The sequence below is a fragment of the Pedobacter sp. KBW06 genome (assembly GCF_003852525.1).
Classification (GTDB): domain Bacteria; phylum Bacteroidota; class Bacteroidia; order Sphingobacteriales; family Sphingobacteriaceae; genus Pedobacter.
In genome coordinates this window covers 249,737-264,757 of record NZ_QAJL01000005.1, presented here as the reverse complement: position 1 = coordinate 264,757, position 15,021 = coordinate 249,737, and the positions used below count along the sequence as shown (strand labels likewise).

General features: G+C 39.1%; 11 protein-coding genes and 1 tRNA gene. 3 read left to right on the top strand and 9 right to left on the bottom strand.

Annotation, left to right across the window (positions count from 1 at the left end; all coding sequences use genetic code 11):
• Positions 1-160 precede the first annotated feature (160 nt).
• Genes DBR43_RS27355 through DBR43_RS27335 form a run of 5 tightly spaced genes read right to left on the bottom strand, consistent with a single transcriptional unit; the run spans position 161 to position 8,344 of the window.
• Complete coding sequence (locus tag DBR43_RS27355; RefSeq protein ID WP_124586517.1) at positions 161-2,170, bottom strand: response regulator; 2,010 nt, start codon at positions 2,168-2,170, stop codon at positions 161-163.
• 8 nt (positions 2,171-2,178) lie between these two features.
• On the bottom strand, positions 2,179-2,901 hold the full coding sequence (locus DBR43_RS27350) for a hypothetical protein (protein ID WP_124586516.1): 723 nt from the start codon (positions 2,899-2,901) through the stop codon (positions 2,179-2,181).
• Between the two features lies 1 nt (position 2,902).
• Positions 2,903-6,091, bottom strand: coding sequence for a hypothetical protein (locus DBR43_RS27345; protein WP_124586515.1), 3,189 nt, complete (start codon positions 6,089-6,091; stop codon positions 2,903-2,905).
• Position 6,092: 1 nt separating this feature from the next.
• Complete coding sequence (locus tag DBR43_RS27340) at positions 6,093-7,097, bottom strand: class I SAM-dependent methyltransferase (RefSeq protein ID WP_124586514.1); 1,005 nt, start codon at positions 7,095-7,097, stop codon at positions 6,093-6,095.
• A 2-nt stretch (positions 7,098-7,099) separates the two neighbouring features.
• Positions 7,100-8,344 carry an MFS transporter gene (locus DBR43_RS27335; RefSeq protein WP_124586513.1) on the bottom strand — a complete coding sequence of 415 codons (1,245 nt, stop codon included), beginning with the start codon at positions 8,342-8,344 and terminating at the stop codon, positions 7,100-7,102.
• Between the two features lie 340 nt (positions 8,345-8,684).
• Between DBR43_RS27335 and DBR43_RS27330 the strand changes: the two genes are divergently transcribed.
• Both DBR43_RS27330 and DBR43_RS27325 read left to right on the top strand, forming a co-directional pair.
• Complete coding sequence (locus tag DBR43_RS27330; RefSeq protein ID WP_124586512.1) at positions 8,685-9,182, top strand: hypothetical protein; 498 nt, start codon at positions 8,685-8,687, stop codon at positions 9,180-9,182.
• 307 nt (positions 9,183-9,489) lie between these two features.
• Positions 9,490-9,562 (top strand) — tRNA-Lys (locus tag DBR43_RS27325).
• A gap of 64 nt (positions 9,563-9,626) precedes the next feature.
• On the opposite strand, the gene DBR43_RS27320 is transcribed toward DBR43_RS27325, so the two are convergent.
• From DBR43_RS27320 to DBR43_RS27310, 3 genes are all read right to left on the bottom strand, one after another.
• Positions 9,627-10,619 (bottom strand): amidohydrolase family protein, encoded by a 993-nt coding sequence (locus DBR43_RS27320; RefSeq protein WP_124586511.1) that lies wholly within the window; start codon positions 10,617-10,619, stop codon positions 9,627-9,629.
• Positions 10,612-11,064, bottom strand: coding sequence for a GNAT family N-acetyltransferase (locus DBR43_RS27315; RefSeq protein ID WP_124586510.1), 453 nt, complete (start codon positions 11,062-11,064; stop codon positions 10,612-10,614). The genes DBR43_RS27320 and DBR43_RS27315 overlap by 8 nt, the downstream gene beginning before the upstream one ends.
• A gap of 855 nt (positions 11,065-11,919) precedes the next feature.
• The gene (locus DBR43_RS27310) at positions 11,920-12,546 is read right to left on the bottom strand and encodes a phage tail protein (RefSeq protein WP_158622610.1); all 627 of its coding nucleotides are present in this window, start codon (positions 12,544-12,546) and stop codon (positions 11,920-11,922) included.
• A 66-nt stretch (positions 12,547-12,612) separates the two neighbouring features.
• Here DBR43_RS27310 and DBR43_RS33550 point away from each other — a divergent pair, with 66 nt between their 5' ends.
• Entirely contained in the window at positions 12,613-12,735 is a 123-nt protein-coding gene (locus DBR43_RS33550) for a DUF5694 domain-containing protein (protein WP_410522661.1), read from the top strand.
• A 37-nt stretch (positions 12,736-12,772) separates the two neighbouring features.
• Here the strand turns inward: DBR43_RS33550 and DBR43_RS27305 are convergent, their stop codons facing one another.
• On the bottom strand, positions 12,773-14,938 hold the full coding sequence (locus DBR43_RS27305) for a peptidase domain-containing ABC transporter (protein ID WP_124586508.1): 2,166 nt from the start codon (positions 14,936-14,938) through the stop codon (positions 12,773-12,775).
• Positions 14,939-15,021 lie beyond the last annotated feature (83 nt).

Sequence of the window (15,021 nt, the reverse complement as noted above, 5' to 3'; positions counted from 1 at the left end):
AACTGTTACACCCTCCTCCTTTCCTCTCTTCCCAAAATGCGAGGAAGGAGTTTACCTCGTATTTCAGATCTGATGTACAGGCATAAAAAAAATGCCTCTATATCCTGATTGATATAGAGGCAAAAAAAGTATATAAATTATTTACCCTTGTTTTCCGTTTTTAACCACCGAATTTCTGCAATATCTCTTCAATGTGTTTTTTTAACTCCTGAGACAGTGATTTATAGTCGGCCCTCAAATTAGCGTCGTCATCGATTTTAAAATCGGATAAATGCTGATAGATATCTTTACGCAACTCGCTGTTGCTGTTCATTCTTGCTTCCGAAGCCAGCAAGGAAATTACTTTTAAAGCTGATTTTTCATCAAATTCAAAGGCATTACTGACGACCTGCGTATAATCATTTTTAAAAAAACGTTTTCTATTTTCGGTTTCTTCGATAACGTTACAGAGGATGCCATATAATAAGTTGCAGAAGTGTTGGTTCTCTTCAAAAAATGATTCAAACCTTTCTTCGCGCAGATCTGGATGTCGTTTGATCCACTCCACCTCCATATCAAACAGTTCGTTGTATTCCAAGGTAAAATATATTTTCTCGTCTGTTGATTTAGGCTTTTTAGGTTCCGTATACTTTGTGCTAAAACCAAGAACAGAACAATATGAAGTGGCATCAGACATTGGCTTAGTCTTCCAAAAAGGAAAATCTATATAGGACTTCTTAGGATGATGCGCATCCTTATAGGTAACGCGTTGATTATTGGCATACTGAGAAATCAGCATCAGCCGGTTGATCAATAACAGCTTTAAAAAAGATATTTCGTGACGGCCTTTGATATTCTCCGTTTTTCCAAAACTTCCGTTTATAGTTCCGGAGTCCGGATCATTCCTGCAAGATTCAACAATTTGATAAACGTCATTCCACATTTCTCTGAAAACTTCCGGTTGTGTTTTCTCCAGCTCGAAATAATAGATGATCAATCTGCCATCTTTCGCATTCCAAACCGCTTTATCAGGGCCCGGATGTCTTCTGAATATGCTTTGCTTACGAATTCCCTGATCCAGTCTCGATAGTAAATCCGGCATCAACTGTTCCATTCCGAAGTTTTCAATCAGAGATTTGTGCAGGATATCTACGTAGTTTAGATCGGGCAATAATTCCCTAACCCCTTTTCGGGTAAGGTTGGTAATGACTTTAACCATAATATGCGGGCGATTTTCACGGGCATAGTCCAATACCTCGATACCTTGTACCGGCTGCCAAAGCATGGTTCCTTCCTGCAGCAAAAGTAAATCACAAATAAGGCCATCATATAAATGGCCTCCAATTTTAAGTTCTTCAAGCGCTTCTGCACCATCGGTTATTGGTACCACCTCATAATAGGGAGTAAACAATTCCGAAAGTTTACTTAACGTTTCGCGTTCATCTTCCAGCAAGAGTAATCTTTTTTTGGCCTTGGTTTCTTTTTGTTTATACACCACGGTGTTATTGATTGCGGTAAGCCGTTCCACGGTGAGTTGCTGTAAATCTTTCAGGAACTTTGTCAAGAGAACAGGAGTCATCTCCTGAACCTGAAAAGATCCACAATAAGCTAAAATATCAGCACCGGCAATCTCAGTTATCCCCAGAAAACGTTCTACTATTCCACGTATTTTTTTTAACTGGGTCTCATATTCTATTTTGATTAAATTTTCCAGGTCATGAAGTAAAACATCCAGAATTCCTGATGTTGTCAACAGGTATTTTTTTAGGTAAGACCATTTTCGCTTGTTAAAGCGATCAATATTTGGCTGAAAATCCCGCAGATCATGGTGCCGAAAAGCGGCTATGAAGCTATTGGCAAATGCGGATTTATATTTCCTTTTATACAATATTTCCTGATTGTCGACAGACACGAATTGAATGTTAGGTGTGTAGTCACCTGAAACATCCAGCATGATCTTCTCTGCAATGTCGTAACCATTAAATTCTAATTTGTTTTCTGTCCAGTATAGTTCTGATAAGATAAAGATCAAATCAGGAAGGTTATCTGTTATGTTGTATAATTTTAATTCCCCTAAGGATCTGACCAGCTCAATACCGGGTTTCTTCACTTTACCTCTTTCTAATTCCAGTTGAATAGGAACACTAATTGCCTCGGCAATATATTCATTGGTGATGATAAGTGTTTTCATAAATTAAATCATTTTAATTCAGAGAGTTTATCCAGATAATTAAACAAATACTGCCATTGGCGGTCACTACCAGGTTCAAGTTGAATGTTGGTCAAAATTCCATTAAGCTCATTCTTTTGAGCAACTGATAAATAGTTGCCTGACAGAATATGTTTATGTATCCCGGAAGTATCCAATAGTGGTTTGGCTTCTAAAGCCACTAGTTTTAAAATATTGATAAATTTCGATCTCTCAATATTTGTTCGGCTATTGAATAGTTCTGCTATCAATTGATCCAGCCTTAGCTCCCTGCTTAGGAAACGATGTATAATTTCAGATCTTCGATCAGCAATGTGATTATTGAAAGGTACCCAATCGGCGATTTGATTTCCAAATCGCTTTGTGAAAACCGTTTCCCATTCAGGCATGCTTTCCTCGTTGGCATGACAACATATACAAATCTTCGCCGTTTTGGAAATTGCCTGTCTCAATGTCCGGCAAATATCAGTACGATCGATTGCCCCTTCGTCAATTCCATCGTAAACAAGCAGCAGGCCATCCGAAATCGTCTCGGGAAGATAATCTTCATGATCAGAATCCTCGTTATACAGTATGGGATCTTCTCCATTAGCCTTAAACAAACAGAAAACGAAACCATTTTGGAAAAAATTGGAATCCCTGACAATTTCCAAATTTTTAGGATAAAATATCGGCGCACCTCTATTTAGTAAAATAACAACTGTTTCATCCATATTATAACAATTTTAAAGTATTTACCAATTCGTATTTAGAAGGTCTGTTGATCAGTACCCTTTGTAGCGTGGAAAGGTTAATGAATAAATGATTTTTGATGTTTAAATCTTTACGTACGCTTCCTGAACAAAAAACGAGTTTGTTAGGATAAGTTTCGGTAAGCATCTTCATATAGTCTCTTATATTTATTTTTTCGGGGATAATTTTCTCAAATAATGAGTAATGAATGATGACATAGTCGTCTTTGATCATTCTGCTTTCGAATAAATCACGAAACCGGTCTTTATATCTGGCATCTATCTGGTCAAGATCTATCGCGTCCATCTCATATTTCATTTTTCTCCAGTGCGGTTTGACAGGAATGTATATTCCGCCAAGTTCATGAATGTCACGTAAAGTTAGGTTTGGTTGGTTTTTCCAAACTTTACCAGAGTTGTTCTGAATCCGTTCGTCGAATACGGAAACCTTTATTAATGCGGTCTCCTTAAGCCGGAAAGGGAGCAGACATTTATTCTCGCCCCCAAAGGAACTACAGGTAAGCACCGTTTGCGGAAATGTTGGCATATCGCTCGACTGTACAAAATACGCATCATAGCCAGCTGACTTTATGTCTTCCATTCCCGAGTTCGCGAAGCTTCTTCCATGGTCATCTACCACTACGTTAACCTGATTTCCCGATAAGGTAGTCTTGACTGGCAGTTGAAAAAAAACTTTCAGGGGTTTAGGAGACAATTGATCTGTATACAATTTCCAACAATGTTCCATCAAAGCCCCGTATTCCATGTTTTGATCGAGTAGTGTCCTTACGACCCGCTGATTGGTTGCCGGCAGCTTTTTGTTGGTCACCAAAATCTCATGGTCGGTACGTTCCAATGGGATGTCATCTCTTTGGTCATAGCCGTAAAACCTTGGCGATATACCACCTTTGGAATTTCGGATTTCTGGGTTTTTGTTAAACACGTTTGTATCAATTAAGAGATTCTTTACTTTTTTAAGGTAAAAGCGAAAACCTAAATTGTATTGCATCTCATCTGAAGCTTCTTCGGGGCTTGAGAAGCGTTTCATTTTTTTACTCTGTGCGTCGAAATTATAATAACCAACCTCCAGTAATTTTGCGGGAAATTGTTTGGAGCCGGGATCGGAATCCAGGTTAATCAGGGGATAGTTGATCAGAAAGCAGGCTGCCGCCTTCATTTCAATAAAACCGAGCCCGGTTGTCCGAAGTCGTCCTGTATGATCAATAACCGGCTGGTCAATGTAAGATTGCAACTGCTGTATCAGACTAAATTCCCCTGAACCGTCGATATCTGCTCTTCTTAATTCGTTTATCCCACCATGAAGGTCACAGAAATCAATACACCAATAGGATTTTCTGAGTGCCTCTTGCTCTGGTTCAGTGATTTCCAGATTGAATTTATATCTTCGGGAAGCTACTTTGTTGGCATGCTTATAGTAGTTCCGGAGGATATTCTCCATAATAAGATAAAGCGCGGAAATCCCCAGCTGACCTCCCGGAATCAAAACAGGGTTTTTGTTAGATTGATAAAATATCTTAATGGCAACACCACTTTGCTCTTTTGTGTGAAAAGCATCAAACAAGCCAAGCCCCGCTCCGTGAAGATACTCTTGAAATGGTTTCAACAGGTCCGTTTCCAAGACAAATGCAAATGCAGACCTCGAACTTTCTGATAAAGTGATATCAGCGATGAGCTCCATCCGGTTTTGCAGAAAATCCAGAAATGTAACGATATATCCGCGGCCGGAATCATCAAATGTTTTTAATTTTTTAAAATAATTTCTGATATCCGGCAAAATGTGACTGCCATGGTAATGACTTAACGATCTGGCTAAAACGGATGCTATTGCGGATTGCCGGGCTTCATTACTTAGGTCATGAAATTGCTTTTGCAATACGTTTTGATTGTAGATTTCCCTAAATTCTATCTCCCCTAAAATCTTGACCATCAACTTATAGTTACTAAGTAAGCTTTTAAATTCGCTGTGTGCTTCAGGACATTCACCCATCGTGGCGTAATTCCTTCCTTCTGCAGTAGCATCCCGAAACAAGCCCAAAAAATAGCCTACATTTTCATATAACCGTGCTTTCTTAGAATAGCTATTATCGTCAAGTAAACGTTGTTTGAATGCAGTAAATGCAAATAATCCCCTGCATGCAGTTTCAACTTTCCCATCTCTTTTGCTGTACCTCATAATGAAATGCACGGGAAGTCTAAACCGGCAGTCTCTAACGAAATCTTCTAACAGTTCGTCAAATGAAGTACCGGTGCTTTCATATTTATTCAACAGGCTGAACAGCCCTTCTATATCGTTCACTTTATGGTCTGGCTTGATCAACAGGTAAGCTTTTTTAAAATCAGCATTTACGGTAAACAGGGCATCCTCCGTATCCTTCGTCAGGAGTTTTTGCAGCCAGTAAAACATAGCCTCACCTCGTTCGGTTAAATTACCATTGTCAGTAATGCCGAATCTATCCATCCAGATGCCTAAGGTTACTGGTTGTTCTTTGAAAAAAAAGTCGACCTCCAATTCTTTGGGACATTCTTCAATTAGCAAACTTCTGATATCGTACCGGGTAGTAAGATTTACGGGACTTCCTTCATTGCTTCTACGAATCAGTAATACCAGCCACTGCAGGAGGCAAAAATCGAATTCCCCGCTCGGAACATAATACAGTTCATTTTCCCGCTCAAACCGGCTCAGTCTAGCAGGATCATTGATGTGAATAAAAAAGTCCTGCGAGGTAGCCGGAAAGCGTGACCGATCGTCCAGGTTTACTTTCAGGAATTTGTCAATAAATTCCAGCGGTTCCGGCTTGTATTTTTGCTGATTATCCTCAAGCTCATAGTAATGTGGCTGAAGGATAAAAGAGGGTTTTTCCTGGGTATGCTGAAATGCATCCCTGTTACCCAATAAGTAAAACGGCCCTCCTTTGAGGTCAAATGGATTTCGAAAAATAAAGATGCCCAGTAAAAGTTTTAACTTCTCTTCCTGATAGGCTATAAATTCTTCAGAAAGGATGAAATTATGCAATTTCAACAAAGGATCCTTTGAATTGTCAACTATATGCTTATAAGATACAGAACCAGGGATCCGTTCTTTTTCTTCCAGGCTGGCGGGATTTAGCAGTGCTTCGAAAATGCCGGTGTATTTATCTTGGAGGACTGACATATTACTTTTTTTTGATAATGTGAAGGGTATGAAACTCAATTGCTGCAGGCTGATCAAATCCCATCAGATAGGTTTGTAATACATGAAAGCCATTCTTTTCAAAATGCATGTTCCAGTCTGATGGTGTCCCAAAATTGTAGGGAACATTGATGTTTTCATTTAAAAAAATGCGGTTATAGAGCCAGTCGAAGAAAATGCCATACAGCATTTTGTCATCGTCATTCATCGCAAAGTATTCCAGTTGGTCATCCTGTATATTGCCTTGCTGGTCGAATAAGGTTTGGTATGGGATCACCATAGACTGCAGGTGATTTCTCACTTCAGCAACACTAACTCCAACGCATGACTCTACTACCATTAAAACCGCACCGGGCGCCAAACGGTCTGCAAGTGTCGAAAACACTTTCAGGGGCTCATCACAATGGTGTAAGGTATTGGTGATGATACCTATCTGGTACAATTCATCACAATCAATTTTTTCGAAGGGCGGTTTGAAAAGCCTGAAATCCATACCTCTTGTATGTCTGACGTCGGGATAGCGGTAATCAACCACATCGGTTAAAAAAGCATATTGCAGTTCCAGTTCATCTTTGAGCATTTGAGCAACCACTCCGGAACCAGCGCCGACGTCGATTAATTTGTCGCCAGGACTAAAATGGAGACCTAAATCTTTGATTCCTGCCATCAACTGGTCCTTGATGCGAAAGCATCTTTCACGAAGCCTGTTTTGGATGAAGCCATTATGATTCTGACTGTAATGGATCTGGTGTTCAACTGCCAGTTCGACATCAAAGATGCTCCTGCCAGTGGTATTGCTCAATTCATTTATAGCAACCCGGGCAATCTCGTCAAACATCTGATATTTATCTGCGAAAAGATATTTTACAGCATCTTCCCGGATTTTCTTTCTGAGCGTCTCTTTACCTGGAGTAAATACTGTTAAAGGACTGAATCGCGGATAACCGAAGCAGTTGGGTGTTCTTGTAAGTTTGAATCCGTTTTCCATGGTTATTTCTCCTGGTAATTAAGGTTTACGCCGAATGTTTCTTTCATTAAAAAGGCAGATAGTATGGATAAAGAAGTGCAAACCAATCCAACTGTCATTGCTGAATGGACTGTCCCCAGCCTGCTCTCAAAAAATGTAAAGCAAAGGGCAATAGGGATAAATGCAGAACGGATAAAATTCGGCACCGAAGTGGTGACCGTAGCGCGAAGATTAGTACCAAAAGATTCAGCTGCGATGGTCACAGTCAGTGCCCAGTAACCTACACTAAAACCGAGTATCGGACAGTAGATATAATGGTATTGCCATGCATTCTGAGGTGGATAATACACAAAAAGCAGTACCGCAAACAGGTTCAGTGCATTGAAAATATAGAATGGTTTTTTTCTGCTTTTCATTATCTGGCTTAAGTAATTGCAGACGAAGTCGCCCAATGCCAGAAACAAATAGCACATCATGATCGCTATGGGAACAGAGGTCCCTGATATGTTGAAAGCTGCCCCGAAATTGGTAGCAAATTTTATGGGAAGCCCCACAACAAAATAAACAGGTAAACCCAAGCCGATACATCTTATAAACTTCTTAAAACGCCCGGAATTGGTAAACAGTGAGAGGAACTCCCCTCTTGCTACATTTGTTTCCGGTTGGTTCAAATACAGGTCTGATTCGATTACGCGGATGCGCAAAAGCAAGAGTACAAAGCCTGAGATTCCGCCAGCGATGAACAAAGTTTGCCATGATATTTCAGTGTAGGCGCTTAAGAAAGCAGCGAGTGCACAACCCAACAGTCCAAAACCTGCGATGATCATAGTCCCCAGCCCACGTTTTTCTGCTTTCATCGCCTCAGATACCAATGTTATTGCTGCGCCAAGTTCCCCTGCGAGGCCTAATCCACTAAAAAATCTCAACATGGAGTAGAAAGTCAAGGTATGAGCTCCGGGAGTCAGCAGGCCGTTTAACAGATTTGCGGCGGAGTAAACAGCGATGGAACCAAAAAGTACTTTTAACCGGCCCAGACGATCCCCAAAAACTCCCCAAAAGACACCTCCAATCAGCAAGCCTAAGGCTTGCCAGTTTTCAAGGCTAAGGCCTACATTCTTAATTTCTGCAGGGGTTTCTGCCAATTTCAAGGCCACTACACTGGTGTTTCGAACCGCGCTAAACACGACCAGATCGAAGGCATCGACAAAATAGCCCAGCGAGGTGACCAGCAAGAGAAACACTGGAAAATTGTTGCTTAATTTTTTCATGATTTTGTTTTTGCGGAAAATAAGTGATAAAAAAAATTTCCCTTATTTTCCCTTGAAAACGATACCCTAAATCATGTGTTGATCAACAACAAATTCCAGCACACTGTGCTGAATAAAAATTACATAAAAGACTTACTGAGAGTGATGAGAGCGCTGAGTTCATAAACGTTTTTTTGACTAATATAAATATTCTTTGTTAAAAACAAAATCGAATCACACTAAGGTAATACTACTGATAATGAGCACTATCGACTAGTGTGCTTCGAAGGGGAAATTCGGGAAAATTAAACAGCCTGCACCTTTGCAAGTAATAAATTCACACCTACTAAACTAAAAATCTATGTCAAAGTTCATCGTAGAAATTCCAAATGAGATGACCACGGTCATCAATGGTTGTGCGGCTTCGCTTGGTGGCGTCGGAGCATTTTCCGGCATGATCGGCGCGGGGACTGATTTGGGCATCATTGGTCCTGTATGGGTCGGAATGACCATTTCTTTAGCCAACAAGGCTGGTTCAGATCTGTCGGAACAGGCGCTTCAAAAAATAGCGATTGCAGTATTTACCGGCGCAGGAAGCTTCATTGCAGGTGCTAAAATCGCGTCAGCAGGTCTTGGCTGGATTGCCGCTGTATTCACCGGAGGTTTGTCACTGGCAGCGAGTGCAGCAGCTAATGCTGCGCTAAATGTAGCTTTTACCCGTTCGTATGGCAGGGCTGTCGCCCGGTTTTTCCTTGCCAAAGAACCCATCAGCAGCACTGAGATTGTAGTTAAAATGCTGATTGCGTTACTTGGCGCAGATTATGGAATTAAGACGTCTCATGATCATCTGCTTTGCTAAGGAACTTTTTAAACTAAGCACTAAAAGCTCCTGGTATTTAGGAGCTTTTTTTCGTCCCATGCGAATACGCGCGGTATCAATTCGATTTGAAAAGTGTCAGCAGGGTTATCTTTTTGAGTCATTGCGTTGAAAAAACAGCATTCAAGTAGTGTCTGGCGGATGTTTTTAGTAAAAAAGACAAAATTTTTCTCCCTATATATCAAGAGATTAGAAAGGAAATTAATTCCGGTTTCATTATTTAGTAATCTGAAAGCACAATATTTGAGAAAAAATTATACTTTTGCAACCCCAAACAAGGGGAATAAATGATTCCGTAGCTCAGCTGGTAGAGCATTACACTTTTAATGTAGTGGTCCTGGGTTCGAATCCCAGCGGGATCACGAAATGCCTCAATGCAAATTGGGGCATTTTGTATCAAAAGCTATATATAGCTAAACAGATTATTCAAGAATGGATTTCAACGTTAAGGCCAGGATATATGCTTTGCGCATTGATATAATAAAGCTGATAAAGCACCTCCTCTGGTAGATGAATCCCCTTAAATGTACCATTTACCTCTATGGATTCACATTGTTTGTTTGTTGTGAAATACTTCCAGTCATTAATTAGAGAGCTTGTCAGTTTCTCAGGATTGTTATAGGCGTCCGTTCCATACATAATGCGATCAGCATATTTAATAAAAAAATTACGCACTCCCTCATAATCGTTAACGGACTGCATCTGCAAATGTCCTAAACGCGAAGATAAATCAACGTAAAAGTTAGAATATTGATCAAAACGTTTGGCAAGCTCTTCATAACTCCATTCTAAACTTCCCAGATGAGCACCAATCAATGTCAGATCCGGATATTTAGTAATTAAATAATCCCTTGCATCTATCTGACGTTTATATGTGGGAATCTCAGGATGTAAATATGCATGGAATTCCGGATTTTTGATGTAATAGGCCTTATTTCGCTCAGAGGTCATTTCTTCAATAGGTAACCAGCAATTCTTCGGTTCTCCCAAATGTGTGAGCACAGGAATCTTATTTTTACTTAAATAGACGAAGAGCGGGTCAAAAAATGGATCGTCAATCATTAAATATGATTGATCATCAGGTTTCAATATCTCCATTCCAATATTTTTCCAGATTTTAACACCAACTGCTCCTTGATCAATCGATTTTTTTAAGCGCTCGAATACATCGCGATACCAATTCGGGTTCTCCCAACCTTGCATTTCAAAACTGGCAATATAGGCGAAGTGCACAGGAGCTCTTTTAACATATGCAAAAGCCACATTTTCCTGAATTTCCATACTAGGGAAAACACCTGCATTTGTATTGATATTGATGTATTTTACATGATAATCGTTCGCTATTTTTTCATACAAAGGATCATAAAAAGTCGAGTGAAAATGCGCATCTATTTTCGGGAAAGTTTCAAGTCTAAGCATAAGAATCGGTACTTAAAACCATTCTGTAAACATTGGTCTCCTTTGGTTGGAAACCGGCTTTTTTGTATAAATTATTAGCTGCGACTCTAGCAGGAGATGATGTTAGGTTTAAAACATCCACATTATGCCGCCTGGCGAACTGGATAGCAAATGTTATTAGATTCTCACCTATACTTTGTCCTCTAAAAAATTCATCAACGGCAACATCTTCAATCCAAGCTTTCTTGCCAGTTGGCGACTGATAAATTCCTATCGTCAACATACCCATACATACATCTTGGGCATTAGCAGCGAGAAAAAGATAACTGTTCTCAGACGCTATTATTTCTCTCAACTTGTGATCGGAGATACCGCTGTCGCTACCTTGTAATAATTTCAGTAAATGCTCAACTGAATTTTTTATTTCATTACTATAGTTCGTAATCACTTTAATCTGTAAATCCATTTTTAATTTAATAGTTTTGTTTGCAAATTGTTTCGGACAATAATAACTAGGTTAAGCCAAGACAACGCTTAATTTAAAATAATGAAATGAAGGTACAAAACAAACATTAGTAATTTCAACGCAAACGATTGATCAATTTCTGATCTTCAATTCGGCAAGAGAAATAACAACAATAAGCCCGACGATCAATATGTTATATTGTTTATTCGCAAGAATACTAGCCAAGATTTAGCTATCGTCTTGTAGACGAAATTGGTATGTCACTGCCATTCGAGGTATCCAATTGATACTGTATAGCTATTAAATTACACCCTGATGCTTTGAAAAATTTTCACGAAAAAGTAGTTAACTGAAAAGTTTTTTTTAATATATTTTGTTTGTTTATGAATATACATATTGGTATATTAGAAGATAGCATTTGCGGCTAAATGTATTAAATAAAAGGTGCGTGATTCGGGGAGTTGAATTTTAAAACCTATCCAGATATTGTCTAATCGCTATTTTTCTGACTAGGTTCGAACCCCAGCGGGATCACCAGAAAAAATACAAAGGAAAATTAAAAACCTGCAATCATTTGATTTGCAGGTTTTTTTGCTTTTACGGGATATATAAAAATATGCAATAAATCGCGGATAGCGGAATCCCTGCCCGATCCAGCGATATTGACGTCTTTATCATTCCGGGGTAATCGTCATAAGTGGTCAAATCTATCGTAGGCTGTAAAACCTGGCTGTGGGGATTATATCTGTTCCGTCTGATAAATTGCAAAGCCCGGTGAACGTATTGAGGGCTGTTTTTTTACATGATAACTTGATTTAATAAAGGGTAATGGGCTAAAAAAATAATTCGTTAGAATTAATTAGTACCGGCATATACAATATAATTTACGGCATAATAGGGCTGCATGTTGTTGTGGGATGCGGTGGTACCCGGTGCGGTTCCGGCGACGGAGCCATTGTCTACTGAAATTGTTGGCACCGCCGGATTTGCCTCTGCATACTGGCCGCCTGCGAAGGTTGATCCAAAGAGGCTATTGTCGCTGTCAGTATTATGACTTCCTGTATAGCCCTGACCGCTTGAGTAGCCGGAAACACCCCAGTTGTTCCCGCCATGTTCGCCCCAGCCAAAGTGCTGGTGTGAGGGAATTTGCTGGATGTTAAGAGTTTGGTTATATTCACCGCCGGTATAGTTCATGGGCCAATTATTTGCGGCGTCGAAGTTTGGCGTCGTACCATCGTTTTGCGTTGTATTAGACGGGATTCCCGTCCCTATTAACGTACGTCCGGCTAAATTCGGCGTATTACTCCCAAACAAGGCTTTTAGTTGTCCGTATTGCGCGGGTATTGCCGCGCCGTTACATAACAACCAATCCTGTGGTGCAGACGTGCCTAAATAGGCTACAACAGTTCCAATCTGAATGGTTCCTCCAACCGGAGCGGCTCCCAGATCTGTGTGCAGATCCGCTTTTTCTTCATTTTCCATTTTTTTTGAGTTTGATTTAGATTTATTTATTGATAAGTGAATTACAGTGGATGTTAACTCCAAGAAATAACCGAAAGTCCTAAAGATAGGATTTTGGTCATATTTGGAAATGGACATGGTTCCATTCTCAGGCAACTACTGGAAAGCTCACCAGAATATGAATGGGTAGAGTTTGACAAACTAAAATAAGCTGGATATGATGAGATATTTTATAATAGAACAAAGATTAAACCATCGCATCAGCGACTAACTGGCTAAAAAAATTATTAGTTTCAAGTAATTTTGAAGGCGTACCATTAGCTGTAATTATACCATTTTCGATTACGTAAATTCTATCAGCAATTTTAGCAGTCTGCATTTTATGCGTAATCAAAACAATGGCCATTTCATTTTTTAATTGATTTAACAGCTGTAGAATAAACTTTTCAGTATTTCTGTCCATTGCGGCAGTAGCTTCATCTAACAATAACACCTGGGGTTTGCGATATAGGGCTCTTGCCAACGCCACTAGTTGTTTTTGCCCACCTGATAAATTGATACCTTCTTCGCCAACTAAAGTGAAATAGCCCTGGGGCATTGTTTCAAAGTATTTGTCAAAACCTTTTGCATTGCAAAAATTTACAATTGCTAAGACCTCTTCTTGGGTATTTCCAATGGCGATGTTTTCTATTAGGGTGCCATTAAACAACTTTATTTCTTGTGGTACGGTGGCTACAATATTACGCCAGGTTGGGGTATATATACATTCGATCTGTATATTATTTACCAATATTTCTCCCTTTTCTGCCTGATAAAATTTCTCCAAAATTGCTATTGTTGTGCTTTTACCACAGCCACTTTCTCCCAGGATAGCAATCATTTCACCTTTGCTAATCTCAAAACTAATGTTGTTTAAAATTGCTTTACGGCCGGCAAAGCGGAAAGAAATATTTTTAACGTCTAATCTTTGAAAATCAATAAAAGTAATCTCCTGCTTATCAAATTCAGGCTTAATCGAAGTGAAATCGTACATTCTATCAAAGGCAACCTTAGCTTCCTGCAATTGCAAATTAATTTGCGAAAGCCTGGCCACGGCAGGAATCAAGGTGCCGGCCAAAGAGATAATAGCCATCATTTCCCCTACTTTTAGTTGCTTGCTGAGCACCATAAACGAGGCTATGGTAATTAGCACAGTACTTAAAACGACACTGATTATATCTGTGGTTATGGCAAAACGGTTACCCAATTTACCCAATGAAAAAGACTGATTTTGTAAGTTACCATAAACTGAATTTATTTTGTTTGTAAATAGGCTTTCTTGACTATGCGCTTTAATTACCATGATGCCATTAATGGTATCTATGTAGTTGCTCTCGTTTAATGCACTGGCTGCCATAACAGCCGATTGATGTTTTTTTATGGGTTTGGTATAACTTAATATAACTAATGCCACAATTGGTATAAAGGAAAATGTAACCAACGCAATTGTTAATGAATAGTTGATCAGGAAAAAGGAAGTGGTTAATATGATAATGATATCAATAAATACGGAGCCGGAAATATAGGCAATGTTTTTCTGAATACGGGCAGTATCGTTCATCCTTGTTATCATGTCTCCTGTTTTACGGCTATCAAAGAAAGATTTGGGCAAATGAACTAATGCTTTAAAGAAACTGCCAACTATCCTATTATTAAAATCTTTGCTTTGCAATAATAGAAAATGCTGACGCATAAAACTTAGGCCTGCTCTAATCAATAAGACTAAAAACAATAGAATTAAGCTGATTATTAACTTTTGCTGATCTCCGGATGGCAATATTTTATCGATTAGTTTCTGAGAAAATATAGCTGTAGCTAAGTTTAAAATTGTAGCCAGCACGCCTAACACCATAGTTATTGTTAAGATATTTAGGTCACCTTTGATTAATTGTTTAAACCAAAGCCATTTGGCATTTTGTTGCTCATTTTTAAATACGAAACTGTTATTGGGTTTGAGCTGTAGCAGGGCTTTGCTTTGCCAAATGTTTTCAAGTTCAGTTTCATTTAGTTCGATTAAACCTTTGGCAGGATCACCGATAATAAATATCCCTGAATAAGCATCATAACCGTAAGAAATTATATAATGCTGTAGGTTGCCCCCTATCACAACATGTAAAATACTAGGTTCATTTAATGTTTTAAGGTTAGATATATCAGCTTCAAAAGCTTCGGCAGTAAAACCAATTTTATTGGCACATTGATACAAACCTAATAAAGTAGTACCGGTTATGTTTGTCCCGCTTAACTCACGTAGTTTTTCTAAGGTATTTATACCTTGGTGATACCTAACTACAGAGAGCAGACAAGCAACTCCACAATCACTTTGGTCCTGCTGTAGGGTAAACGTTTTTTTTATGGTGTTTGTGGAAAGCATTTTTAGATAGGTGTTTTTAAAATATTAGGCAACATAATTACTGCCTATCCATTTTATTGGTTATTATGAATTGAACTAAGAAC